Genomic DNA, 26,347 nt, shown 5'->3' with positions numbered 1-26,347 from the left:
TTAAATCTTTTAACATGTTTATTAATTGTCATTCTTTCCACAGCCTTCGTTATGGAACATTATCCATACAGGAATTAGTAACACAAGCCAAAGCTTTAGGGATTGAAGAGCTGGTGCTTACTGATATCAATACCGTGACAGGAATTTATGATTTTAAAAAAACCTGTGAAGAGCTGGGAATAAAACCTATTCCCGGTGTTGAAGTCAGAAACGGGGGGAAACTTCTTTATGTAGGCATAGCCAGAAAATTCTCAGGAATTGGTGAGATCAACAAAATGATTACAGATCATAATTGTAATGGTAAAGAACTGACTGAAGCTGCTCCTGAATTCAAAGATGTATTTATTGTTTATCCCATGAGTAATATTCCTCGGGAATTGAAAGACAATGAATTTATAGGAGTAAGAATAGAAGAATTAAATTTTCTGATACGTCCCGAATATGAAAAACACATCGCTAAAATGGTTGTTTTTCATCCTGTAACCTTTAGTTCCGATGAAGAATACGAATTGCATAAAATTCTGCGGGCTATTGACAACAATACACTACTGTCTAAGCTGACCAAAAGAGAAGTGTGCCGCAGATCTGAGTATTTTATTTCCGAACAGGTGATGATAAAGGCATTTGAAAGATATCCCCGGATTATTGAAAATACGAGAAGCCTCCTCGAACAATGTAACTTTGAATTTGATTTTGGAAAAGTAAAGAATAAGCAACACTATAAAAAATCCAAAGAGTCTGATGTAAAACTTCTCAGAAGATTAGCCTATTTAGGATTGAAAAAACGTTACGGAAAAGATCATGAGACGGCAAAAGAAAGAGTTGAAAAAGAGCTGAAAGTTATTGATGAACTGAATTTCTGCGCCCATTTTCTGATCACCTGGGATATTATCCGTTACAGCAATAGCATGGGGTTTATGCATGTTGGCAGGGGAAGCGGAGCGAATTCCATTGTAAGCTACTGCCTGGGAATTACAGACATTTGCCCTCTGGAGCTTGACCTTTATTTTGAAAGATTCCTTAATCTTAACCGCCAGGTACCACCCGATTTTGATATCGACTGGAGCTGGCAGAACAGAGATGCTATATTGGAGTATATCTTCAACAGGTATAGAAAAGACCATGTCGCCTTTTGCGGAACTAATGTTGAATTCAAATACAAATCAATTTTCAGGGAAGTTGGAAAGGTATTTGGTCTGCCCAAGGAAGAGTTGGATGATCTGGCAGGTAAATCAATGGAAGTTCATGACCGGAATTCAGTAGTAGAACAGGTGCAGAAATATGGTAAGTTATTGGAAAAGTTTCCTAATCAAAGAAGTATGCACGCCTGTGGAATCTTTATTTCGGAAGAGCCCATTACCCATTACACAGCATTAGAAATGCCCCCCAAAGGTTTTCCGATTGCCCAGTTTGATATGAACGTGGCAGAAGATATAAAAATGGAAAAACTGGATATTCTCTCACAACGTGGGCTGGGTACTATTAAAGACACCGTAGACCTTGTAAAAAAAACAAGAGGAATTGATATTAATATCTGGGATACAACGATTTCCAAAGATGAACAGAAAGCTAACGAATATTTGGCAATAGGAAGAACTATCGGATGCTTCTATATTGAATCTCCGGCCATGAGAGGACTCTTAAGAAGATTAAAATGTGATAATTACAGAATATTGGTTGCCGCGTCCTCTATTATCAGACCTGGAGTAGCACAAAGCGGTATGATGCGGGAGTATATATTCAGACATAATCATCCTGAGCAGTTTGAATATTTTCATCCCATATTTGAAGAGCACTTAAAGGAAACTTATGGCATTATGGTCTATCAGGAAGATGTGCTGAAGATTGCCCAGTATTTTGGAGGGCTGTCTCTTGCAGACGGTGATATTTTACGTAGGGCAATGAGCGGAAAAGGAAGATCAATCAAAAAGCTTCAGGAGGTAAAAGCGAATTTCTTTGCATCATGTAAAACGAAAGGTCATTCGGAGCTAATGACAGCTGAAGCTTACAGACAGATTGAGTCTTTTGCCGGATATTCTTTCTGCAAAGCTCACTCCGCTTCTTATGCCGTGGAAAGTTACCAAAGTCTTTATCTGAAAGTATATTATCCGTTGGAGTTTATGGTTTCTGTGATTAACAATCAAGGTGGATTTTACCGCACCGAAGTCTATATCCATGAAGCAAAAATGTCAGGTGGAAATGTTCAGGTTCCTTGTGTGAATACCAGTGAATATAAGACAACGCTTAAAGGAACAGATATTTACCTGGGGCTGATGCTTTTGGAAGGGCTCGAAACAAGAGTCGCACATGGTATTGTTGAAGAACGCGAAAAAAACGGAGTATACAAATCGCTGGAAGATTTTATCAGACGAATTCCCATTGGTATTGAAACAATACAGATTCTTATTTTTATTGGCGCGTTCAGATTCACAGGTAAACCTAAAAATGAACTGTTGGTGGAAGCCCGATTACTATTAGTCAATTTTAAACCGGAACAGAGAGTACTTATGCTGATTGAAGAACCTGTGCAGGAATTTAAACTTCCGCAATTAAAAAGAGAACAGTTTGAAGATGCTTTCGATGAAATCGAACTGATTGGTTTTCCGGTTTCATGCAGCCCTTTTGATTTACTGCAGACCCAATACAGAGGTTCTGTTTTTGTTAAAGATCTGCTGCAATATCATAAAAAACAGGTAAAGATGCTCGCCTATCTTATTTCAAGAAAACATGTTCCAACCAAAAAAGGGACGATGTATTTCGGAACCTGGATTGATGCAAATGGAGATTACTTTGATACAGCCCATTTTCCGGATAGCCTGAAAAATTATGACTTTCAGGGTGGCGGCTGCTATTTATTACTGGGAACAGTAGAAGTAGATTTTCATTTTCCAACTGTAACGATTCATAAGATGGCCAAAATGCCAATGATCCCAGACCCAAGATATGCTTATGATAAAGAAAAACAATATGATATCCACAGACAGATTAAGGAAGATGTGAGTATGACTTTTCGAAAACCTTATCCACAGGCACATGAGATTGGGCTGCCAAGACATAGAATAGTTAAATAGTATCTCTTATATTAACTTTAAATTTTCATTGACATTATTTTAATTCAAAAACTCTGTTTATTTCCCCCCTTATTATTTCTTATTAAATGGAAAATAAAATACCTGAAATCAATAATTTAGTACATAAACTTGAACTGGAAGACTTTTCCGGATATGAATTTGTAGATTACTGGGACGCAGATACTACAGTTTTAGGACTGAAGAAGGGAAATGTTCTTATTTATATTTCAGCATACGACTATTCTAAAACCAATGGCTATGATGTCATTATTGAGGAATCTGAAACAGGAACAATATTGAGATCGGAGTATAGGAGATCATATGATGAACTTATTAATGACATCCAATCTTTTCTGAAATAATCTTTTTCATCAAAAAACATAAATCCTTAAAATTTCTTACGAAATAAGGTTCAGTTTTATGGTAAAATAATAAAATTCCGTATTTTGATAATGTAAAATAATGTTCTATTTTGCTTATTATCAATATTTTAAGTATTTGTGTCTTAAGCGGGGCTATTGTGTGGGATGTGCTTTTACATTTATCTTTGACCAAGAAATGTACTCGTTTTAAAACCACAAATTAAATGAAAAATCTAAGTATTTTGATGAAGGGAATTCTGGTTCCCTTATGCTTTACCATAAGCTATTCAAAAGCTCAAGTAGGTATTAATACTTCAAGCCCTCAAACTATTTTCCATGTGGATGGGGCAAAAGATAATCCCTCATCCGGAGCTCCGTCCTCTACCCAAATTTCCAATGATGTCGTCATCACTTCTTCCGGAGAAATAGGAATCGGAACTTTAACACCAGCCACCAGAATCGATACGCGCTCAGCCACCAATACCGATAATGCAATCGGAATAGGAGAAACCAGTCAGACAGCATCAGCTGCAGGCGGAGGTGCTGTACGGTATAATCCGCTGAATGGTGGAAAGATGCAGTATTCGGATGGTATTGTATGGCAGGATCTTATTTCTTCCCCAACAAAGGCAGTAGTGGTAGCCAACCTTCAGGCTGCGAACTTTGCCGTTAAAATTCCCTATCAGGCTGCTACAGGTATTACAGGCTGGACAGAAGTTTCCGATCCGACAGGAAACTTTACTCCCGGAACAGGTGTTTTTACAGCGCCAAGAACAGGAATATATCTTGTTTCTTTTACGTATGACTTTGTAAGGATTCCTATTGTTTCAGGCTATTTTTCAGAAGCAAGATATGTTGTAAACGGAAGCAGTACCGTAAAAAAATGCGTGAAATCTTACTCCAATATCTCAAAACAGGCACAGGTGGCAGGATCCTGCGTTGCAGGAGTTCAGCTCAATAAGGGAGACACGCTTCAGCCGTATATCTATCAGTCTGTTTATAATGGCAACCTGAGTCTGAGGACCGATATTTCTTCTGCAAGCAATGAATATGGCTTTGTAAATCTTTCTATTCTGGAACAATAACACATTGGATATGATAAAAAAATTAGGACTGGCCCTGATCATTTGCAGCAGCATAGCGATGAAGGCCCAGATAGGAATCAATATGTCTTCCCCGGAAGGAGCAGTACATATTGACGGACAGAAAAATACAAATACCTCAATACTTTCCAGTTATTATGATGATGTAGTCATTACTTCTTCCGGAAATGTAGGAGTAGGAAAAAAAACTCCCAAAACAAGACTGGATCTGAGATCAGGGGAACGCCTTAATGCCATAGGAATCGGAGGAACTTCACAATCTGCGTCTGCAGCAAAGGCAGGAGCGATGAGGTATAATTCCGGAACTCAGGATCTGAGCTATTCCAACGGAACAGCTTGGGTAGCACTGGCTCATAAGGCTCCCAATGATTTTGTGGATGCCGAAAATGCTTCCATACAAAGTTTCAGCAATGGAGTACAGACTGCTGTTACGGGCTGGACTAAAAAAACAGATGTGAACAGCAGCTTTAATGCCGGTACAGGAACTTTTACAGCTTCAAAAGCTGGGGTATATATTGTATCCTTTACCTTTTCACTGGCTTCCGGAAGTATTGCAGACGATTCAAGATATGAAACCTTGATCCAGACCAATTCCACCTCTTCCGCAACCGGTAAAGTTTTCAAATGTGTAGGAAGTTATCCCGGAAACAATACAATTGGAAACCGCGTTGCAGGAAACTGCTCAGGTATTTTCAACCTGAACCAGGGTGATAATATTACCGTAAGCCTGAATCAGAAACTGGGAAGTTCAAAAACCCTGGATACCGATTCTACGCTTACCTCTTTAAGTATTTTCGGATTATAAAAACATACATGATGAAAAAAAATTGTTTACTGATTTTAATGACGTTAAGCTTCCAGTGTGCATTTTCACAAATTGGAATCAATACCCCAAATCCGCAGGGCATTTTGCATATTGACGGACAAAAAGATAATCCTGCTTCAGGGTCTGTATTTACTCCAGCCCAGCAGAGTAATGATATCCTTGTGAACAGTGCAGGGAAAATAGGAGCAGGAACTTTGAACCCGGCAGTAAAAGTGGATGCCAGAAATTCCGGAAACGGAGCCATTGGTTTTGGAACATCTGCCCTTACAGCCGCAGCCGCAGATGAGGGTGCCATACGGTATAACAACGGTGTGGAATATTCCAATGGAAATGAATGGCTTCCTTTGCTCACAGCACAGCCTGCCAGTAACAAAGTAATCGTTATTGCAGCCAAAACGACAAATAATGTAAAGCTGGCAACTCCTGCTGCTCCCACTATAACTGCGGGTTTACAGAACAGAGCGAGCAATTATCTTGTAGACTGGAGTAAAACTTTTGAAAGCAATTCCGGGACGAGCTTTAATGCTGCGACAGGTATTTTTACAGCTCCCAGAAATGGAATTTATGTAGCCACTTTCACTACAGATCTGGCTCCGCTGGCCATTAATTATACAACAGATCCTTTAAATCCTATTCAGATAGAAGCCATCTGGCAGCTTTATGATAATACGGCCGGACTGGCTGTCACCAATATTATCAACACCGTGAAATGTGCCAATACCATGTCCTCAAACAGCGTAGGAAATATTGATGCAGGAAGTAACTGTACCGCTTCATTCTACATGACAGCAGGGCAGAGGCTGATGCCTTACATCTGGTTTAATTTAAATAATTCAAACCTCGCTAATTTTTCGCTCAACAATACGGGCGGCTATAATAATCTTACCATAGCAGAACAGTAATCAGGAGATTTCATCAAGGGTTTTGATAAAAGCAGACGGGTGAAGTCCTGTAATCTTTTTGAACTCAAGAGAAAAAGCACTGTGGGAGGAATATCCCGTAATTTCTGCAAGGTGATTGATCTTATACTTTCTGTATTGAGGTTCATTTTTCAACTGGTTAACAATGTAATTGATCCTCAGATGATTAATGTATTGGTTGAAATTGAATTTCTTATGTTTCTTAATAACCGTTGAAAGGTATTTTGTATTGATATTCAATGTGTTGGCAAGATTGTAACGCGAAATGTTTTTGTTGTTAAACTCAAGGTTTTCTTCAAATATTTTTAATCCCTGTAATATGTTTTCCTCTACTTCCGGCGAAATTTTTATTTCTGTTGGAGTAGAGGTATTTTTTGCCTGAATATCCTCAGAAATTTCCTGTGGATCTTCCTCATAAATAACAGGAGAAATGCCTTCTCTGTAAATTCTGGCAACAACTTCTTTATGTTTTTTACGGAGACGGAGGGTATTGAAAATCACAGCTCCTAAAACAATTAACAATGCAAGGCACGCAATAATAAGCCCTTTTGAGACAGAATGGCTTTCATTGAGCTGCTGATGAAAACTCTCTTCTTTTTTAGAAAGTGTTTTGTTGACGGCCATGGCCTTGTTATAAGCAATGCTGTCTTTTAATGTAAGATTTTCAATTTTATATTTTTCGGTATTGGTATCGTCGTGAAGCTGGGCGTAGGCTTCTTCAAGATTTTTAGTAACCTCAATCTTTTTTTCATTGAATCCATACCGATCTACAATGGCCAGCGATTTCTGATAATAAAGCACCGCACTGTCCGGTTTATTCTGTTTTGAAAAAGAAAATCCAATATCATTCAGGATGTTTGCCCGAAGATAATAATTGTTTTCCCCTACCAGCGAAAGGGCTTTTACAAAATAAGGTTTAGCCTCCCTGAATTTTTTTACCTCAGATAAATTATATCCCATATTGGTATAAGCGGAAATCAACAGTTCATTTCTTCTGCTGACATTTTTAAGCTTCTGAAATTCCTGGATGGCACTTTTGGAATAATACGCTTTCTCTTTATACTGTTCCTTGTTAAGAAGGATCAAAAAAGAATTATAGATCATTCCTTTCAGCTCATGTCCTTCCTCGGTATTATTATTTTTTACTTCAGTGAGTGCATTTCGGAGGCTGGCAGAAGACTCTTTAAGCAGGCCGAGCTTTGCGTACTGAGTTCCCTGCATTCTGTATGCGAGCGCCTTTCCGATGCTGTAATCGCTTTGTATTGCTATTTTAAGCGCCTTATCTGCAAAATCAAGACTTTTCTCAGCATCAGATCTCAGATAGCTGTTGAAAGACTTTAAATAATAAGCTTTTGCTAAAAATTCCGGCAGATTTCTTTTCCGTGCAGAATCTATAATCTTATTCAGAACAATTTCTGAGCTGTCCGGATTTTTGGACGATAGTGTACGGGCATACTTATATTGTCCCTCAAAATCAAATTCCTGAGCGAATGTAAAAATTGAAATAATCAGGAAGAAAAAGAGAATAATTTTTTTCTTCATTGTGTGTGTTTTTTATTTTTTCTGGTACTTCCAGTTGCGGCCTTTACCTTCGGCTATCCATTCCAAAGACTGTTCCAATCTTTTATTTCTGGTAGCTTCTGTTTTGGCTTCTGTAAGCCATGCAATATACTCTTTTCTGAAAGATGGTGAAGCTTTTTCAAAAATTTCTTTTGCTTTCGGCTGGGCATCCAGAGCAGATTGAAAATAATCAGGAATTTCCATTTCTATCCTGGATGGGGGTGCTTTTTTCATCGTTACGCCCATATCTGTAAGCTCCATGGCTTCTTTAATCGCTCTTTTAAGCTGAGGTTGGGATGGAAGATCTTCAAGACGGGTTATTTTTCCCAAACTGAACATTGAACTTTTTTCAGTATTTGTTTCTATTTCCTGTAAAGTTTTCATTTCCTGATGCAGCCAGAATCCCAGGCTGCAATATTGCTTGAAAGCGGTGATGGAACATAAAATCTTCCCTTTATACATGAAAGTGGGAAACTTCCATTTGATGGCTTCTTCCGCATCGGGGCAGGCTTCATGAATGATTTCACGAAGATAATTTAAGATAGGTTTTGCAAAATCGGGAGATTTTTCAATGTATTCATCAACTTTTACGCTATGTTTTTCCATACTGTTTATCAGAATAGTTCTACAATTTCATTCACAAGGAATTTTACCTGATCAGGTCTTCCTCTGTCATTCTTAGGATTGTTGGAGTAGCTTCCGGTTTTTACAATAACCATATTATGCTCCGGAACCATGATAATATACTGTCCCTGTAATCCGAGGAAATAATAATGTTTGACAGGATTGTCATGATTGATCCAAAGTCCCATTCCATAAATGTTTTCAGACTTTGCTGTAGGAGTTCTCATCTCTTCAATGAAGTCTGCATTGAGAATCTGATGATCTCCGGCTTTCCCATCATCCAGAAAAAGCTGTCCAAGTTTGGCAAAATCTCTTGCATTGGAATGAATGCAGCAATAGGTTTTTTCCATACCGTGATCATCTGTACTCCATTTGGCATTCTGTTCCATTCCCAGAGGAATCCAGAATTTTTCGGATAAATAGGCGGCTAGTGATTGATTCAATGCTTTTCGGAGTGCAAAACCAAGAAGCTGTGTCGAGCCGCTTTGATACTCAAATCTGACACCGGGTTCTTCTTTAAATCTCCGGGAAAATACAGCTTTTACAAGGCTTTTTCCATAATAGGCTTTAGCATTGGGCAGAAAAGGATTGTTGTAATCTTCATTCCAGTCCAGTCCGGCTTCCATCTCGGCCAAATTCTTAAGGGTAACCTTATTTGCAAAGGGTTTGTTTTTAAATTCGGGATAAAAATCTGAGAACTTTTCATCTAGAGTTGGAATAATTCCTTCTTCCAATGCCTTTCCAAGAAGCATCACCGTCACTGCTTTTGCCATAGAAAAAGAATTGGTTTGTGATAGCTGGTTGTAGCCATCCCAGTACTGTTCATGAAGAATTTTTCCATTCCTTATCACTACCAAAGCAGCTGTTCGGGAGTGTTTTAAGTTTTCAACTAAATGTTTAGGTAATTCTGTTTTATTGTAGTCCGAATCTTCCTCCCAGAGTTTGGGTTCTTCTGTTGCAACAGGATTGCTCGGGAAAAGATTTCCATCATCAATATGGGCGCTTGATTTTCCTTTCAGATAGGTTTTGGAAATGCCATTGAATAAATAATCATATCCCAGAAAATAAGCTGCTGCCGCACCGGCTACAGCCCCACCTATCATATATTTTAGTATTCTCATTGTTTATGAATGGGTCTTTAACAAATTTAAAATAATTTGGTTATAAAATTTAAAATGAATCAGCAAATAAGTTATTTTTGTTCTTATTGATGAAAACTATGACCAGAAAAATTTTTGTATTGGGGTACTTCCTGTTTTCAATCCTGGGAACAGCCCAGATGTATAAACCGATAGATACTGCAGATTATATACAGAGAAAAGCATTTTTAAAGAGTTTTGAAGGGAATAATGAAGCGACTGTAAAGAGGTTAAAGTCCCAATATTCCGGGAAAACAGGCTCTGAATTATCCAAAATTTATAAAGAATTCGGAACTGATTTCGAAAAGCAGGTGAAGAATAATGATTTTATTTTTAAATCTGAATTTGAAACCAGCATACAGTCTATGATTCAACGTCTTAAAAAGAATAATCCTACAATTCCTCACGATCTGAAAATTCTGATTGCCAAAGATAACACTCCCAATGCCTATTGCCTTGCTGACGGAACTTTTGTCATCAATATGGGGCTTTACAGCTGGCTGAATAACGAGGAACAGATTGCTGCAGTGATTTCCCATGAGCTTGGACATAAAATAGAGGAACATTCCCTGAAGACTTTTTTGAAAATTATAGAACAGGATAAACAGGATAAACTGGTGGTTGAGAATATCAAATCCACTACGACAAGCAGAAGCCAGAGCCAGAACCAGAAGGCTTTCGATATTTTTAAAAACAGAGTCTACAAGAAAAGCGTGGAAAGAAGACAAAATGAAATACAGGCAGATTCTTTAGGGTATGTTATTTTTAAAAACAGTGATTTCAGGAAAACAGAATTCATCAATGCTCTTCAGAGGTTACAGGATTTTGATACGATCTCTCCCCGGGAATTAAAGGTGGAAACCTATAAAAAACTGTTTAATCTTCCCAGACAGGCATTCAATGAGAAATGGATGAAAAAGGAAGATTTTTCCCTGTACAATTATAACTTTTATAAAGAAAAGCTGAACAAAGATTCTCTGGCATCGCATCCTGAAGTTTCCAGAAGAATAGAAGCGCTTAAAAAGACTTTTACAGAGCTTGGTACTCCTGTCAGTCCGGAAAAACCTTCAGACCTTTTTTTAACATTAAGAAAAACTGCAAGGATGGAGATTTTACCCAATTATTTTCATTCGGAAGATTATGGACTGGGAATCTATGCTGCCATGCAGTTTTTGCAGGATGAAGAGGAAGAAAAATATTATAAAAGCTGGCTGGGAAGATGTTTCTCTAAAATATATGAGGCGAGAAAAAATTATAATCTGAACCGGTATCTGGATAGAATAGAGCCTAAAAATCAAAGTGAAAGCTACCAGCAGTTTCTGAACTTTATGTGGAACTTAAGCCTTGATGAAATAAAGAATATAGCAGACTTTTATCAGACGAATGAGACGCTGGCAAAAGCAAACTGATTTTAATTATAAATGATTGAAATATCAAGATAGGAATGGGCTATTGTCCTGAGCTTAGTAGAAGGGAGCCTGTTTTTGAAATAATAAAAATTCCGCTGGCTTTAGCCTAAACACAAAAGAAAGAACCCTGATGTTTTGTCAGGGTTCTTATTATTTTAATAATTTAATTTCTCCAGACGGATTTTATTGAATTTCTCTTTCTCGTTATACTCACGAAGCAGGATATAACCTTCTTTTCCTACATATGGCGTTACTGCATAATTATCTTTTTCAGAGATCGGAATAATCTCCTGTTTGAATTTTCCATCAATAATGGTATTGATAAACAGATTCCATCTTTTTTGTTTGGTGACTTCATCTTTTTGATAGTCACGATAGAAAAACACCACATCTTTTCCTCCGTTAAGGTACTGTGAAAACAGATAATCGCTGTTCACCCATTTTGATTTTTCCTTTTCAAAAACCTGAACATTTTTCACTTTAAAATCCTTATCCGTGTAGATGTACACAAGATCAGTCGTCTTTGGTGCGTTATACTGACCGGCCGGCTTATACTTTTCTGATAAAATACCCACACTTCCATCATTCATAAAGTACATGTCTTTAGTCTGAAGCATGTATCCGCTTTCTACCATACCATTTTTATTGAGCTTCGGGAGAAAAGCAGAGATGTTGGGCTCATAATTAATTGTTTTCGTATCTACAGAGAAATCGGATTTGTTGAGGAGCATTCTCGCAAACCCTACTGATTCTGAGTTATCATAGTTTCTTCCCAGCAAAACTACTTTATCATCAAAGGTTTTATCATTATCAAGCTTTCTGTAATTGGAGTAGAAAGATTCAATATTGTCTATGGTATCATCAGATAATCCGGTGATGGGTTTGCTGGATTTCTCTTTTCCGGTTTTCATATCAAGAACCATGAGGCTGAATGTTTTCTGCTTGTCATTCACTTTTTTCATAATGCAGTACATATTGTTCTCATCCCTTTCCAGAACAGAAAGGGTAGTGTACAGTTTTTTGCTGCCGTCTGTGTTGTATTGATACCTCCAGATTTCCTTTTTGTTTTCATCAAACCTCATGAGGCTGTTGCTGTTTTCATACTTGCCGTAATCTTTGTATTCAACAGCAAAATAACCGCCTTCTTTCAGTTCTCCTACCGCAGAAACGTAGTTATAGCCTTTCTCTTTTTTCTCATCACGGTTTTCCTTACGTTGTTCTTTCCAGCTCTTCGGTTCGTTGATCTCTTTGAAAGTGCCGTTTTCCAGATAATCATAATATATTTTTCGGGTAATAGAGTTGGTTTTCGGATCGATTACCATAGAAACCGGAGTAAAGACTTCTTTGCTCTTCACAAGAGAATAATCCATCATGGAAGGCTTTAAAATAATCTGACCTTTAAAATCAACATATCCCAGATAAGAAGCAGCCGTGATATCTCCCTCAAACTCTTTATTGGCAACAGGGTTGAGGTTTTTATCAAGAATTACATACTCAAATTTCTTGGTCTTGTCACCGGATTTACCATAAGAATAGAGAGAAACGTAACCGTACAGATTGTCTTTATCATCGAATAGAGCATTCATCCCCACATGGTCGCCGGCAGCGAGAGTTGTCAGGTCCTGAGTTTGGGAAAAAGCAAATGTCTGGATCAGACCAAACATCATCAGCGTTATTTTTTTCATGGTTAAAATTTGAGGGATAAAAATAATAAATTAACCCATATGTTGCGAAAAATAAAAAAGCCCTGAAACCAGGGCTTTGTAACTATAATTGAGAAAGTAAATTTCTGAAGTTCGTTTTTTCATCAATGATTCTTCTCAGCTCTGAAACAGGAACTCTTTCCTGCTGCATCGTATCTCTGTCTCTGATGGTTACCGTGTGATCTGTAAGAGAATCGTGATCCACAGTGATACAGTATGGAGTACCAATGGCATCCTGTCTTCTGTAACGTTTTCCGATGGCATCTTTCTCTTCATAGAACAGGTTGAAATCATATTTCAGATCATTGAAGATCTTTTCAGCATATTCTGCTAAACCATCTCTCTTCATCAATGGAAGAATAGCTGCTTTAATGGGTGCCAATGCCGGAGGTAAAGATAAAACCGTTCTTTCTGAACCGTCTTCCAACACTTCGTCTCTTAAACAATGAGAGAATATGGAAAGGAATAATCTGTCTAAACCTACTGAAGTTTCCACTACATAAGGAACATAATTTTCGTTTCTTTCAGGATCGAAGAACTGTAACTTTCTGCCGGAATGTTTCTCATGAGCTTTTAAGTCGAAATCTGTTCTTGAGTGAATACCTTCCAGTTCTTTAAATCCGAATGGGAAGTTAAACTCAATATCAGCCGCAGCATTAGCATAGTGAGCAAGCTTTTCGTGATCGTGGAATCTGTAGTTCTCATCTCCCAAACCTAAAGCTCTGTGCCAGTTCAGACGTTTCTGCTTCCACTGTTCGTAGAATTCAAGTTCTGTTCCCGGAGCTACAAAGAACTGCATTTCCATCTGTTCGAATTCACGCATTCTGAAAATGAACTGTCTCGCAACAATCTCATTTCTGAATGCTTTACCGATCTGTGCAATACCGAAAGGAAGCTTGTGACGTGAAGTTTTCTGTACGTTTAAGAAGTTAACGAAAATACCCTGAGCCGTTTCAGGTCTCAGATAAAGATCCATAGCACTGTCAGCAGAAGCACCAAGCTTTGTCCCGAACATCAGGTTGAACTGTCTTACTTCCGTCCAGTTTTTAGAACCTGTATCAGGATCTGCAATTTCAAGCTCCTCAATTAAAGCTTTTACATCAGCAAGGTCTTCATTTTCCAGAGATTTTGCCAGTCTTGAAAGAATAGCCTCTCTTTTTGCTCTGTATTCAATAATTTTTGGATTGGTAGATACAAACTGATCTTTATCGAAAGCCTCACCGAATCTTTTAGCTGCCTTTTCGATTTCCTTATTCTCTTTATCTTCAATTTTAGCACAATAATCTTCCACCAAAACGTCTGCTCTGAAACGTTTCTTAGAATCTTTATTATCAATCAATGGATCGTTGAAAGCGTCTACGTGGCCCGATGCCTTCCAGGTTGTAGGATGCATAAGGATCGCCGAATCAATGCCGACAATATTTTCGTTAAGCTGTACCATAGCTTTCCACCAATATTGTTTGATATTATTTTTTAGTTCGGCACCGTTCTGTCCATAATCATAAACAGCGGATAAACCATCATAGATCTCACTCGATGGGAAAATAAAACCATATTCTTTAGCGTGAGAAATCACTTTCTTGAAAACATCTTCTTGCTTTGCCATAATTTTTTTACGTCTGAAATGCAAAAATAGCAATTTGGATCCAAAATCATGAGATTCAATAAAAAAAGCAGTTAATAAACAGATAAATATTGACAATTTAATTTTTCAGGAGCCGGGAACCCGCTCTCCGTTGCAATTCCTCGCTCGGCGGCTCTGCTTCGCGCCGCCGCCTCACTGCGGGATTTTCTCTCAGATCGGGGCTATTGATAAAGGAATGTCTAAACCTGTTAGGTTTACAAAGATGGCAGCATATAATATCAATCGAAAAATCTTTACTTTTGCCGGATGTTAGAAATTCTTTATCGTGACGAGCATCTTATTGCCATCAACAAACCCAGCGGGTTACTGGTTCATAAATCTTTTTATGCCGGAGAAGCTGATACCTATGCTATTCAGGAATTGAAGAAACAGATCGGGCAAAAAGTGTATCCCGTACACCGGTTGGACCGGAAAACTTCGGGGGTTCTGCTGTTTACTCTGGATAAAGATACTCTTAGAATCATGAGCGAGCAGTTTGCATCACGCGATGTGGAGAAGAAATATCTGGCCATTCTTCGTGGCTGGACAAAAGAAGAAGAAACCATTGATTATGATTTAGTTAATGAAAATGAAGTCACACAAAATGCTGTTACGTACTATCGTCGGTTGCAGACTTCAGAAATAGATTTACCTTTTTTAAAACATCAGACTTCGAGATATTCTTTGGTAGAAGCCATTCCTGAAACGGGAAGATTTCATCAGCTGAGAAAACATTTTAAACATATTTTGCATCCGATCCTGGGCTGTCGCAAACATGGCTGCAACAAACAAAATAAGTTGTGGCTTCAGACATTTGACATCAACAAAATGACGCTTCATGCCCATCAGTTGATTTTTAACCATCCTGTTTCTAAAGAAAGAATTACAATAAATGCCGCTATAGATGAGGAATTCAAAAGAGTAGGAGATATCCTGAATTTTGATCTGAGTGTGTACTCTTCATGAAAACTTTAAGATTTTAAATATCCTTGTCAAGGTTTTAAACCTTGACAAGGATGGGATTTCTAAGTATCCCATTCCATTTAACAGATAACATAGATTTCTCTGTACATATTGTTTTAACGCAATGCTCGCAAAGTTATTGATAAATAGCTTTTATTTTCTTTTCGATCGTAGCGTTTAGAAAAAAATGATCTCATCAATATTTATATCTTATAGATGCTGTATATGAGATATTTCGATAAAATATCATACATCAATCTAGCATTAATTTTAAAATGAGTAATTTTGTAAAACTTTTTTTCAATGTACAAATCGCTCATTCGTCCGATCCTTTTCAAATTTGATCCTGAAGAAGTTCATCATTTTACATTTTCAATGCTTAAAAATTTTGGATTTCTTACCAAACTGCTTTTACCAAAACCTATTGAAGACAAACGTCTGGAAAGAGAAGTCTTTGGATTGAAATTTAAAAATCCTGTAGGACTGGCTGCCGGTTTCGATAAAAATGCAGTGTTATTTAACGAATTGGGAGATCTTGGTTTCGGATTTGTAGAAATAGGAACCGTTACCCCGAGAGCGCAAGCCGGAAATCCTAAGAAAAGATTGTTCCGTTTGATTGAAGATGGTGGGATCATCAACAGAATGGGATTCAATAATGATGGTCTTGAAGCAGCTATTGAAAAACTGAAATCCAATAAAGGAAAAATAATCATCGGTGGAAACATCGGGAAAAATACAGATACAAGTCCGGAAAATTATACGCAGGATTACTTAGACTGTTTTGAAGGTCTTCATCCTCATGTAGATTACTTTGTATTGAATGTGAGCTGCCCGAACGTAGGAAGCCACGCGAAACTGGAAGATGTAGACTATCTGAGAGAACTGATTACGGAAGTGAAAAAAATAAACCAGTCAAAATCTGTACAGAAACCTATATTACTGAAAATTGCACCGGATTTGAATAACAATCAGTTAGACGAAATCATTGATCTGATCGCTGAAACAAAAATAGATGGTATTGTAGTTTCCAATACATCCGTGAACAGAGAAGGCCTGAAAACCTCTCCGGAAGTTTTAGCACAGATAGGAAATGGTGGATTAAGCGGAAAGCCCATCCGTGAGAGAAGTACAAAAATGATCAAATACCTTTCCGATAAAAGCAACAGGGCATTTCCAATCATTGGAGTAGGAGGAATTCACTCTGCTAAGGATGCGATGGAGAAGCTGGATGCAGGGGCTACACTGGTTCAGTTGTATACCGGATTTATTTATGAAGGTCCGCAACTGATCAACGACATCAATCAGGAATTACTAAAAAGAGCCAGCAGATTACCGAGATAAAATAAAAGAGAGTTGATATGACTCTCTTTTTTATTTTGACTTTACAACGGATGCGTTTTTAATATTTACTGTAAGCGTATGGGGCGGAGTGCTTTCGGATTTACCGATTTTATAGATAATTGTTTGTTTGTCTTTGGATTTCGTTTTGGTAACGTCATATATATTTTCGCGGCAGCTTTCAGTCAGGAATTCTTCATAGTTTTTATAATTCCAGTCTTTTGTGAAGTAAAGAACCCGGTAGCCTTTCTCTCCATTGCTTGCACCGCATTGCCCGCAGGCATTAAAATTTGATATTTCCTCAAAATACAGTAAAATCCTGTTCCCATTTTCTCCTGAAGAATAGGAGATTAGCTCGTTTCCACCTGCTTTATTGATAAAATCATAGGTGTTGATTTTCTTATTATTGGGTAAGTACAGATAATTGTTGAGACGGTAGATCATCGTATTGCCTGTAAATAATTTTGCAGGCTGGGATTTTTTGTCCAGATAAAAATATCCGGGAACAGGGTTGGTATTCTGGCTGCTATTTTCAAATACAATAGATTCCTTTGGTGCTAATTTCTGGGCTATTTCATCCGTCTTTTCCACTTTCTGAAGAGAAGTGATCTGCTCTTTCAAAAGCTTTGAATTCTGTTTTTGTTTTGCTCCAAAATTATACAAATACAGTTTTCCATAGTAATCATATATTCCGGTAAGCGGGATTTTCTTTCTGTATTTGTTATAATAATACCATCCATCCACATAATGCTGATACTGATCACAGTCTACAACACCTGTGTAGTTGAGTTCTATGGTAATCGGAATTCCTCCGATTTCTCCCGTAAAGGTCTGGGAAGAATCCGTTACTTTCTTTAATTCAACTTTTTGACACAGAGCAAATGTGAGGAAACAAAAAAAGAAGACACTGAAAATTTTTTTCATGGCTGAGTGATCGTGGATTTGAGTTTTTTAAATGAAGAAGTGTGCGATGGTGTAGATAATCAGACCGACCAGACCTCCTACCAGCGTTCCGTTAACCCGGATAAACTGCAGGTCTTTTCCTACTTCCAGTTCCAGTTTTTCACTGAGCTCTTTTCCCTGCCAGTTCCCAACGGTAGTACTGATGAGGTTTCCGAATTGATGAGTGTTTTTCAGAATGTATTTATAAGCTGTCACCCGAACCCAATGGTCAATTTTATTCTGAAGGTTTTCATCTGTTTTTAAATTCCGGGCAAACTCATTCAAATTTTTAGTAAGATAGTTTTTCAAAGCCGAGTTTTCCTCCTCCTGAAGTTCTTTCATCAATGTCCTTTTAATGGAAACCCAGATATCATTGGAATATTCATCCAGTTTATCATTTTTGAGAAGACCGTTTTTAATCGTTTTAAATTCCTCATCCCATTTCGGATCTTCTTTCAGATCAACGGAAAATTCATGAATTTTCTGAGTGATCAATGCTCTTACTTCATGCTGAGGATCTTCTTCTATTTCTTTGAAAAAATCAGAAAGTCCGTCGGCAATTTTATCAGCAATTTTGTTATCTACAAAAGATGGAATGAAGGAATAACTGCCTTTTTTTACTCTCTCCTGGATCATTTCATCGTTTTCAATGATGTATTCTTTGATCTGTTTTGAAAGATTGGTGATGATTCTCTGGTGATCATTTTTTTCCAGTATATAACCGATTCCGTTTCCTACTACTTTATTAAGCTTGACATCATCTGTCATTTCAGAAACCTTTTTGCTGATAAACTGGCTTACCGTAGAATCATCCAGTTTATTGAGAATATCAAGAACAATATCCGAAAGGTTTTTAATCAAAATGTCCTGGCTTTTTTCCTTGGCCAGCCATTCTCCCACAAAATTGGATACTTTAAGCTTTTGGATGTAAGGGCGGATATTCTGAGGTGAAAGGAAGTTTCCCACCACGAAATTTCCAAGGTTGTCTCCCAGTCTCTGCTTACTGTTTTCAATCAGGTTGGTATGGGGAATAGGAAGCCCGAGAGGATGCCGGAATAAGGCCGTTACCGCAAACCAGTCCGCAAGCGCACCCACCATAGCGGCTTCAGCAAAGGCCCGGACATAGCCAATCCAGTGAGAGTTATCAGACTTCTGTAAAATAGTGGTAACAATGAAAATAACAGCCATCAGGATAAATAATCCGGTGGCAAATGCTTTATATTTTCTAAGTTGTTTTCTTTTTGCTTCGTCATTCATATTCTCAAATTTACTAAATTTGGTTATGAAACCATTCGTGGTTAAAGAATTAAAATTTACTATGAAATTTTTAATTTCAATAACCCTATTAATTATTCTGCAGGCATGTACGCAGAAATATGAACCTATTAAAAAAACTCCTATGGAAAATACACAAGCAAAAAGCAATCCATACTACTCCAGAACAGATACTTCAAAACTCAATGTTTCCAATGAAGAATGGAAAAAAATCCTTGCTCCGGATCTATACGCAATAGCCAGAGAAGCGGCAACAGAAAGAGCTTTTACAGGAAAATATAACGAATTTGATGAGGTAGGAGAATATTATTGTGCGGTATGTGGAAATCATCTGTTCCGTTCGACATCAAAATTTTCCAGCAGCTGCGGCTGGCCGAGTTTCTTTGAAGCTGATAAAGAAGGAGTCTATTATGTAAGAGATCAGTCGTACGGTATGGATAGAGTAGAGGTACTTTGTAAAAGATGTGATTCCCATCTGGGACATGTTTTTGATGACGGTCCGAAGCCTACAGGATTAAGATATTGTATGAATTCTATAAGTCTGGAATTTGTTCCGGATTCTCAAAAATAACCACTTTAATTCACAAAATCAGGACGTTAAAGTTTCTTAAATAGCGTTAAACTTTGTAGAGTTATAACCCCTTGGTAGTTATGTTTTTATAATTTTGCCCCACTAATTTGGATTTATATAGTATTGAATGAAAGGATTTTATAGCGTATTAAGCCTTGTTTACATGGTGACGACTTCATTCTACATTTCCCCAAAAGTGGTGGCGAAAAGTGAGAATGTGAAAACAACGAAAACTGAAAAAGTAGCTGAAACGAAATCTGAGAAGAACACTGCAGCAGTGTCTTCATCAGAAGCACTGTACCAATCTATTGCATTTGAGCCGGGGCATGAACTGAATTATGAAGTGTTCTCAAAAGCATTGACTGGCTATGAAAATTTAAAAAAAGCAGGATTGCTTACCCAGGACTCGCATTTATTGACTATCTGCGATTTTTCTATGTCTTCTAACACAAAAAGACTTTGGATCATTGACCTCGAAGACAAAAAAGTTCTGTTCAACTCATTGGTAGCACACGGAAAAAATACCGGCGAAGAATTTGCGACGAATTTTTCTAACAAGGAAAGTTCGCTGCAGAGCAGCCTGGGATTTTATATCACGGATGCAACCTATCAGGGTGATAACGGATACTCTCTGAAATTATTGGGAATGGATAAGGGCTTTAATGATGCTGCATACAGAAGAGCAATTGTAATGCATGGTGCGGATTATGTGAGTGATGCATTTGCTGCGATGCACAAAAGAATCGGAAGAAGCTGGGGATGCCCTGCCGTCCCAAGAGAACTGACACAATCTATAATCAATACGATTAAAGGCAAAAACTGTCTGTTCATCTATTATCCTGATCAGAATTATCTTTCTTCCTCAGAATGGTTGAAAGCGTAAGATTAAAAAAGCAGTCATTTTTGACTGCTTTTTAATTTTTGGAAGGAAATTCCACAGTAAATACACTTCCTTTGGATACTTCAGAATTGATAGTCAATTTTCCTTCATGTATTTCTACAATTCTTTTTACAATGGAAAGACCGATTCCGTTTCCTTTTTCGAAGCTCTTATTGGAACCGCGGTAAAAAAGATCAAAAATTTTTGAAAGATCCTTTTCTGAAATACCGATCCCATGATCAATAAAATGAATTTTGATATGTTCCTGTTGGGTTTCTATCTCGATATGACAGCTTTTGTCTGCCGAATATTTACAGGCATTCTCTATTAAGTTGGAAAAAGCAACCTGCAGCAGGTAAGGGTTGCCATAAAAATCATAATTGTTTTCATCATCATCTGAGGCATTGCTCATATAATTGATCCCGATTTTGTAACTGGCATTTTTCTGCAGCAATGCAAGCTTGGCTTCTGCCAAAATCTCATCCAGACGTAGATTGGTAAAACTGATTTGTGATACATCATAGCTGGCTCTGGCAAAATCCAAAAGAGCAGAAGATAGTTCCGAAGCATCATTCGCATCCTGCAGAGCATTATCAATAGAAAGCTTATAGTCATCCAAGGTAACGTTAAGTTCCTTGGCAAGCTCAAGTTCTGCAATTAAGGTAGAAAGAGGTGTCCGGAACTCATGGGAAATAGTGGTGACGAATTGCTTATGATTGTTGAAGGATTTTTCAAGTCTGTTGAAGGTAGAATTAAAAGTTTCCGTTAGTTCATAAATCTCATCTTTTGCTTTGGGAATATCCAGCCGTTTATTAAGGTTGTGCTCTGAAATATCACGGATCTGGAGAATGATATCCTTTAAAGGCTTAAGCGTATAATAGGAAAAAAGAAATCCTATAATAAAAATGATAACAATGGAGCTGATGTAGATGATGATAATATCTTTTTTAAACTCAGAAATATGGGCTTTTCCCGTAACATCTACTGCACTTCCAATGATATAATATTTTTCTCCGTTGGATGGAAACTGCATGGCAATATACTGACGGTCACCCTGCTGCCAGAATATTCTGTTTTTATGGGACCGGCTAATTTTGTCCAGATATTTTTCATTGCTTTTGAGAGGAGGAATATCTGTGAAGGTAAGCTCTTTTTTGCTGTTATAGACACTGATGTCTGCTTCATTCAGAAGTTTTTGGTTACGCCGGTGAAGTTCACGGATTTTTTCATCACTGATTCTGGCATCAAATATAAATTCTGAACGCCAGATCACTTTGTATCCCAGCCGGTCATTGAATTCATCTTCTCTGTTTTTTTCAGAAACAAAATAAAGAACGTAGGCAAACAAAAATAGGATGCCTGCCGTAAGGATGGAATAAATGAGTGCTGTTCGGGTTGCTATTTTCATAATTGTGAAGCAAAAATAAATCCTACTCCGGGTTTGGTATGAATCAGTTTATGATCAAAATTTTTATCAATCTTTTTCCGTAAATATGCAATATAGACATCAATATAATTGGTCCCTGTGTCGAAATGATTCCCCCATACATTTTCTGCAATTTCTTCACGGGTAAGAATTCTTTCGGCATTGCTTACCAGAAATACCAGGAGTTTAAATTCTTTGGGAGTAAGTTCTATTTCCGCTCCATTTCTGAAAACCCTGTTAAATTTCTTATCAATTTTCAGGTCATAATATTCCAGATCGTTCAGATAGGCTTCTTTATTTTTAATTGATCTTCTCTGCAGAATGGCTTTGATTCTCACATAGAGCTCCCTAATCTCAAAAGGTTTCACCATATAGTCATCTGCCCCGGCGTCAAATCCTTCAATTTTTTCATCAATCGTTCCAAGAGCGGTAAGCATGATGATGGGGAGGTCAGGATATTGCTGTTTGATCAGTTTGCACAGATCAATACCACTCATTTTCGGGAGCATAATATCCGTAATGGCCAGATCAAATGTTATTTTATTCAGCAGGACAATTGCATCTTCTGCATCTTCCGAAATATAAACCTGATATTGCTGGCTTTCCAGCCCTCTTTTCAAAAGGCTTGAAACGCGTGAATTATCTTCTACAATTAAAATTTTCATAAAGAAATACGATGAATAAGGGTGTTGGTTTTCAAACGTTTTTTTGATTTTAAAAGCCGGACTTTCATTTATTCCCAAAGCACTGTACAAAGGTATTTTATATTTTTCTTTTATCAGAAAACATTCCCCCTTTTAATAGTTTTCTATAAGGTTTCTAATAGATTTCTAATACCTGTCGGCCTTTTAGCAATCTAATTTTGTCCCGTTGAAATCAACAAAAGATAAGAATAGAAAAATATGAAGACTACCTCTTTCAAAACAGCAATTGCGTTGTTTTCCTTATTAGGACTTATGGGGAAATTAGAAGCCCAGAAAAAAAATGATTTTAATAATCCCGGATTGACTCATTATTTCAATGAAGATCACTCAAGATATATTTCCTTTAGCGGATATGCAGAATTGTGGGCCAGATATACCCAGCTTAACCCTGGAAGCCTTGTCAATAACGAAGCAAAATCAGACCTGTCTGACCTTTCGCTTAGAAGGGTTCGTGTAAAAATGACTTATAAGCCAACAGAAAAGCTGATGTTTGTATTGCAGGGTGGAACTACCAACGTGAATGTCAATGCAAAAGGAAGTAACTATTTTGACCTTTTGGATGCTTATGCTGAATACGCTTTTAATGATAAAATTGCTTTTGGGGCAGGACGTTCTACATGGCGCGGCCTTTCAAGATTTACTACAGGACCTTTGAATACGCTGTTATACGACCTGCCAGCTTATGCAACCTCCAATGCGGGAGCAACAGATTATACCGTAAGGGAATTGAGTGCCTATATTAAAGGACAGCTCGGAAGATTTGATTATCGTCTGGTACTGGCTGATCCTTATACCATGGCAACTTCTGATCCGAAACTGAATGTAGCTTCCTTTAGTAAAAACTCCCCAGGAAAAGACTTCTCAGGATATTTCAGATATGCTTTTTTGGACAAGGAAAATATTTCCACTCCCTTTAATGCAGGAACTTATGTAGGGAAGAAGAATGTACTGAGTCTGGGAGCCGGGTTTGATTATATTCACAATGCATTATGGCATCTGGATTCCGGTAAAAATACAGTGAATGATGATATGAAAAGCTTTGCAGTAGATTTATTTTATGATGCACCACTGAATAAAGAAAAAGGAACGTCAATAAGCGCTTATGGGATGGCGATGCATAACGACTACGGACCCAATTATATCCGGTATGTTGGTACCAATAATCCTGCAACTTCTGTAGATGTGACACAAGCGAGTCTGAATGGAGCAGGAAATGCAATGCCTGTTATCGGAACCGGAAATACATATTATGTACAACTTGGAGGAACCCTGCCTTATCTGGACAAAGAAAAGAAAAGTCTTCAGCTTCAGCCTGCCGTAGGAATGCAGCTGTCAGATCTGAAAGGACTTCATGATAATGCTGTGATCTATGATGCAGGAATATCTCTGCTGATGAACGGAATGTCTTCCCGTTTAACCTTTGACGCTCAGAACAGACCTGTTTACACCAATGACCCTTCAAACAATGCCGTAGTTTCTGATCGGAAATGGCAGTTTGTCCTTAAATACAGAATAGATTTTAATTAAAATAAATGACAATGGAAAGAAGAAAATTTTTATTTCGCTCAGTCCAGGCTTCTGCTTTGCTGCTGATCTCAGGAAATATGTTTGCCTCTGCTTTACCCATGTTTAATCCTAAAAAAAAGAAAAAAGTGTACTTCCATTATTTGTTGTTCTGGCTTAGAAAAGACCTTTCCGGGCCTGAAGTAAAAGAGTTTGAAAATTTTTTTGAAGGCCTTAAAAAGCTTCCTTATCAGAAGAATCTCCGTTACGGAAAGCCGGCAGCTTCCAGCCCGAGAAGCGTTTTAGACAGCACATTTACTTATAATGCTTCTATGGAATTCGATAGTCTGGAAGAGCTTGAAGCGTATGGGAAACTTCCTGAACATCTTGCTTTGGTTCAGAAATATAAACCATTCTTTGACAGAATGCTGGTTTACGATACTGTTTATAATTAAAAATAAAAATTTAAATTTATAATGAAAAACATCATTAAGGGCTTAAGCCTTGTTTTAGTAGTAAGTACTGTAGGATTTATGAATGCACAACATAAAAAACACAACCATGTGAGCGTTACTGCGGAGAGCTCCACTGAGTTTATTCCTGCCATAAGATTAATTAATAATCCTGACGGCTCATGCTCTTTTGAGAAAGGGAAAATACCTACTCTTAAACATATGAATACCACAACATTCTGGATGAGCAATAAAACGGAGGAGTGGGAAAAAAATGCACATCCGGCTCCCAGAAGACAATATGTGATTACCATCAAGGGCAATATACGATTTAAAGTAACAGATGGTTCTACTTTTATGATTAAACCGGGAGTAGTTCTTCTTGCAGAAGACCTTAAAGGAACCGGCCACAGCTGGGATATGGTGAAAAGCAAAGAATGGGAGAGACTCTATATTCCGATTGCTGAAAATGCCGATGATTTTTTTATCCCGGATGCTCAATAGTTACAAGTCAATCTCTTTATAAGGGGTATATAATTCGTTATGTTTGAAGCAGTCAGTTTTGGCTGCTTTTTAAATTTTAAAATAAATAAAAAATCCCTGCATGGTTCTCATACAGGGATTTTCAATTATTTAATCTGATTAGCTGAATTTCTTAAATACTACAGTGGCATTATGTCCTCCGAATCCAAAGGCATTACTCAACGCAAAATTGATGTTCTTTTCTTTCGCTTCTCCGAAAACGATATTGATATCCTTAGGAATACTTTCATCAATATTGTGAAGATTAATCGTTGGAGGAATAATTCCATTCTGAATCGCTTTGATTGAAAGAATGGCTTCCACCGCTCCTGCAGCACCCAATAAGTGGCCGGTCATGGATTTTGTGGCACTGATATCAAGGTTTTTACTTCCCTTAAATGCTTTATTGATGGCTGTTAATTCAACCATATCTCCTAATGGAGTGGAAGTAGCATGAGGGTTAATATAATCAATATCTTCCATATTGGCTCCTGCTTCTTTCACTGCCAGCTGCATTGCTTTTATAGCTCCAACGCCATCAGGATGAGGTGCTGTCATGTGGTAAGCGTCTGCAGTCATGGCGGCTCCTGCTAATTCTGCATAAATTTTTGCTCCTCTGGCAACAGCATGTTCATATTCTTCAAGCACCAGGGCTCCTGCACCTTCACCCATTACAAATCCGTCTCTGTCTGCATCGTAAGGTCGGCTGGCCGTTGTAAAATCATCATTTCTTGTCGACATGGCCTTCATAATAGAGAACCCTCCGATAGAAGCCGGAGTGATAGCTGCTTCAGAACCACCGCTGATGATTACTTTGGCTTTTCCCAAACGGATATAATTGAAGGCATCCATCAATGCCGTATTTCCTGTAGCACAGGCAGAAACTGTTGTATAATTGATTCCCTGAAGACCATATTTCATAGAAATCATTCCCGAAGCCATATTGGCGATAAACTTCGGTACAAAGAAAGGATTGAAACGTGGCGTTCCATCACCTGCAGCGAAATCCATCACTTCCTTTTCAAAAGTCCACATTCCGCCCTGTCCTGTTCCCCAGATGACTCCTGTGTCGAAGGGATCCATTTTTTCAAGCTCCAGGCCTGAATCCTGAATCGCTTCCGCAGAAGCATACATGGCATATTGTGTAAACAGATCACTTCTCTTGATTTCGTTATGATTCAGATATACTTTTGGATCAAAGCCTTTTACCTCACAGGCAAAATGTACTTTAAATTTTTCCGTATCGAAATGGGTAATGAGTCCTGCTCCGCTGACTCCTTTAATACTGTTTTGCCAAAAATCTTCAACATTATTTCCCAAAGGTGTCACAGCACCTAATCCTGTAATGACAACTCTCTTCATATGTAGTTACTATTTTTTAATAGATTAGACTTTCATAAGATAAACCCTGTTTATCCCATGTTTTATTT

The 26,347-nt window shown here is 37.8% G+C and carries 23 protein-coding genes; 13 read left to right on the top strand and 10 right to left on the bottom strand.

Annotated features, from left to right (window positions below; genetic code table 11):
• The first annotated feature begins 14 nt into the window (after positions 1–14).
• From JNG87_RS04015 to JNG87_RS03995, 5 genes are all read left to right on the top strand, one after another.
• Positions 15–3,071 carry a DNA polymerase III subunit alpha gene (locus JNG87_RS04015; protein WP_202841836.1) on the top strand — a complete coding sequence of 1,019 codons (3,057 nt, stop codon included), beginning with the start codon at positions 15–17 and terminating at the stop codon, positions 3,069–3,071.
• An 86-nt stretch (positions 3,072–3,157) separates the two neighbouring features.
• The gene (locus JNG87_RS04010) at positions 3,158–3,433 is read left to right on the top strand and encodes a hypothetical protein (RefSeq protein ID WP_202841834.1); all 276 of its coding nucleotides are present in this window, start codon (positions 3,158–3,160) and stop codon (positions 3,431–3,433) included.
• 224 nt (positions 3,434–3,657) lie between these two features.
• Positions 3,658–4,518, top strand: a complete 861-nt coding sequence (locus JNG87_RS04005; RefSeq protein WP_202841832.1) for a hypothetical protein — start codon at positions 3,658–3,660, stop codon at positions 4,516–4,518.
• A 10-nt stretch (positions 4,519–4,528) separates the two neighbouring features.
• Positions 4,529–5,341, top strand: a complete 813-nt coding sequence (locus JNG87_RS04000; protein ID WP_202841830.1) for a hypothetical protein — start codon at positions 4,529–4,531, stop codon at positions 5,339–5,341.
• Between the two features lie 8 nt (positions 5,342–5,349).
• Positions 5,350–6,264 (top strand): hypothetical protein, encoded by a 915-nt coding sequence (locus tag JNG87_RS03995; RefSeq protein ID WP_202841828.1) that lies wholly within the window; start codon positions 5,350–5,352, stop codon positions 6,262–6,264.
• Here JNG87_RS03995 and JNG87_RS03990 read toward each other — a convergent pair whose 3' ends face one another.
• From JNG87_RS03990 to JNG87_RS03980, 3 genes are read right to left on the bottom strand one after another with little or no spacing between them, the layout of a single operon-like run.
• Positions 6,265–7,824: a helix-turn-helix domain-containing protein gene (locus JNG87_RS03990; RefSeq protein ID WP_202841826.1), complete on the bottom strand. Its 1,560-nt coding sequence runs from the start codon at positions 7,822–7,824 to the stop codon at positions 6,265–6,267.
• 12 nt (positions 7,825–7,836) lie between these two features.
• Positions 7,837–8,448: a YdeI/OmpD-associated family protein gene (locus JNG87_RS03985; protein ID WP_202841824.1), complete on the bottom strand. Its 612-nt coding sequence runs from the start codon at positions 8,446–8,448 to the stop codon at positions 7,837–7,839.
• A gap of 8 nt (positions 8,449–8,456) precedes the next feature.
• Positions 8,457–9,587 (bottom strand): serine hydrolase domain-containing protein, encoded by a 1,131-nt coding sequence (locus tag JNG87_RS03980; protein ID WP_202841822.1) that lies wholly within the window; start codon positions 9,585–9,587, stop codon positions 8,457–8,459.
• A gap of 98 nt (positions 9,588–9,685) precedes the next feature.
• Here JNG87_RS03980 and JNG87_RS03975 point away from each other — a divergent pair, with 98 nt between their 5' ends.
• Positions 9,686–11,014, top strand: a complete 1,329-nt coding sequence (locus tag JNG87_RS03975) for a M48 family metalloprotease (RefSeq protein ID WP_238349665.1) — start codon at positions 9,686–9,688, stop codon at positions 11,012–11,014.
• A 155-nt stretch (positions 11,015–11,169) separates the two neighbouring features.
• Here JNG87_RS03975 and JNG87_RS03970 read toward each other — a convergent pair whose 3' ends face one another.
• Together JNG87_RS03970 and JNG87_RS03965 are read right to left on the bottom strand one after the other, a co-directional pair.
• The gene (locus tag JNG87_RS03970) at positions 11,170–12,699 is read right to left on the bottom strand and encodes a hypothetical protein (RefSeq protein ID WP_202841819.1); all 1,530 of its coding nucleotides are present in this window, start codon (positions 12,697–12,699) and stop codon (positions 11,170–11,172) included.
• 82 nt (positions 12,700–12,781) lie between these two features.
• Positions 12,782–14,323, bottom strand: coding sequence for a glycine--tRNA ligase (locus JNG87_RS03965; protein ID WP_110008346.1), 1,542 nt, complete (start codon positions 14,321–14,323; stop codon positions 12,782–12,784).
• A gap of 285 nt (positions 14,324–14,608) precedes the next feature.
• Between JNG87_RS03965 and JNG87_RS03960 the strand changes: the two genes are divergently transcribed.
• Together JNG87_RS03960 and JNG87_RS03955 are read left to right on the top strand one after the other, a co-directional pair.
• A complete protein-coding gene (locus JNG87_RS03960) occupies positions 14,609–15,307 on the top strand; it encodes a pseudouridine synthase (protein WP_202841817.1) in 699 nt (232 codons plus the stop codon).
• A gap of 300 nt (positions 15,308–15,607) precedes the next feature.
• A complete protein-coding gene (locus tag JNG87_RS03955) occupies positions 15,608–16,645 on the top strand; it encodes a quinone-dependent dihydroorotate dehydrogenase (protein WP_202841815.1) in 1,038 nt (345 codons plus the stop codon).
• A gap of 30 nt (positions 16,646–16,675) precedes the next feature.
• Here JNG87_RS03955 and JNG87_RS03950 read toward each other — a convergent pair whose 3' ends face one another.
• Positions 16,676–17,566, bottom strand: coding sequence for a hypothetical protein (locus tag JNG87_RS03950; RefSeq protein ID WP_202841813.1), 891 nt, complete (start codon positions 17,564–17,566; stop codon positions 16,676–16,678).
• A gap of 27 nt (positions 17,567–17,593) precedes the next feature.
• Positions 17,594–18,841: a DUF445 domain-containing protein gene (locus JNG87_RS03945; protein WP_202841812.1), complete on the bottom strand. Its 1,248-nt coding sequence runs from the start codon at positions 18,839–18,841 to the stop codon at positions 17,594–17,596.
• A gap of 142 nt (positions 18,842–18,983) precedes the next feature.
• Here JNG87_RS03945 and msrB point away from each other — a divergent pair, with 142 nt between their 5' ends.
• Both msrB and JNG87_RS03935 read left to right on the top strand, forming a co-directional pair.
• Positions 18,984–19,430 (top strand): peptide-methionine (R)-S-oxide reductase MsrB, encoded by a 447-nt coding sequence (msrB, locus tag JNG87_RS03940; protein ID WP_238349664.1) that lies wholly within the window; start codon positions 18,984–18,986, stop codon positions 19,428–19,430.
• 127 nt (positions 19,431–19,557) lie between these two features.
• Complete coding sequence (locus JNG87_RS03935; protein WP_202841810.1) at positions 19,558–20,313, top strand: murein L,D-transpeptidase catalytic domain family protein; 756 nt, start codon at positions 19,558–19,560, stop codon at positions 20,311–20,313.
• A gap of 31 nt (positions 20,314–20,344) precedes the next feature.
• Here JNG87_RS03935 and JNG87_RS03930 read toward each other — a convergent pair whose 3' ends face one another.
• Both JNG87_RS03930 and JNG87_RS03925 read right to left on the bottom strand, forming a co-directional pair.
• Positions 20,345–21,718 carry a sensor histidine kinase gene (locus tag JNG87_RS03930; protein WP_202841809.1) on the bottom strand — a complete coding sequence of 458 codons (1,374 nt, stop codon included), beginning with the start codon at positions 21,716–21,718 and terminating at the stop codon, positions 20,345–20,347.
• Positions 21,715–22,401, bottom strand: a complete 687-nt coding sequence (locus JNG87_RS03925) for a response regulator transcription factor (protein WP_202841808.1) — start codon at positions 22,399–22,401, stop codon at positions 21,715–21,717. Before JNG87_RS03925 ends, JNG87_RS03930 begins: the two co-directional genes overlap by 4 nt.
• 237 nt (positions 22,402–22,638) lie before the next feature.
• Here JNG87_RS03925 and JNG87_RS03920 point away from each other — a divergent pair, with 237 nt between their 5' ends.
• From JNG87_RS03920 to JNG87_RS03910, 3 genes are read left to right on the top strand one after another with little or no spacing between them, the layout of a single operon-like run.
• Entirely contained in the window at positions 22,639–23,967 is a 1,329-nt protein-coding gene (locus JNG87_RS03920) for a porin (RefSeq protein ID WP_202841807.1), read from the top strand.
• 11 nt (positions 23,968–23,978) lie between these two features.
• A complete protein-coding gene (locus JNG87_RS03915) occupies positions 23,979–24,398 on the top strand; it encodes a Dabb family protein (protein ID WP_181397926.1) in 420 nt (139 codons plus the stop codon).
• 21 nt (positions 24,399–24,419) lie between these two features.
• Complete coding sequence (locus JNG87_RS03910) at positions 24,420–24,899, top strand: hypothetical protein (RefSeq protein ID WP_227941155.1); 480 nt, start codon at positions 24,420–24,422, stop codon at positions 24,897–24,899.
• 138 nt (positions 24,900–25,037) lie between these two features.
• On the opposite strand, the gene fabF is transcribed toward JNG87_RS03910, so the two are convergent.
• Positions 25,038–26,279: a beta-ketoacyl-ACP synthase II gene (gene fabF / locus JNG87_RS03905; RefSeq protein ID WP_110008354.1), complete on the bottom strand. Its 1,242-nt coding sequence runs from the start codon at positions 26,277–26,279 to the stop codon at positions 25,038–25,040.
• Between the last annotated feature and the right edge of the window lie 68 nt (positions 26,280–26,347).

It is taken from the genome of Chryseobacterium cucumeris, from assembly GCF_016775705.1.
GTDB classification, from domain to species: Bacteria; Bacteroidota; Bacteroidia; order Flavobacteriales; family Weeksellaceae; genus Chryseobacterium; species Chryseobacterium cupriresistens.
Note: the sequence above shows the minus strand (reverse complement) of the source record. Positions and strands in the feature narration are given on the sequence as shown.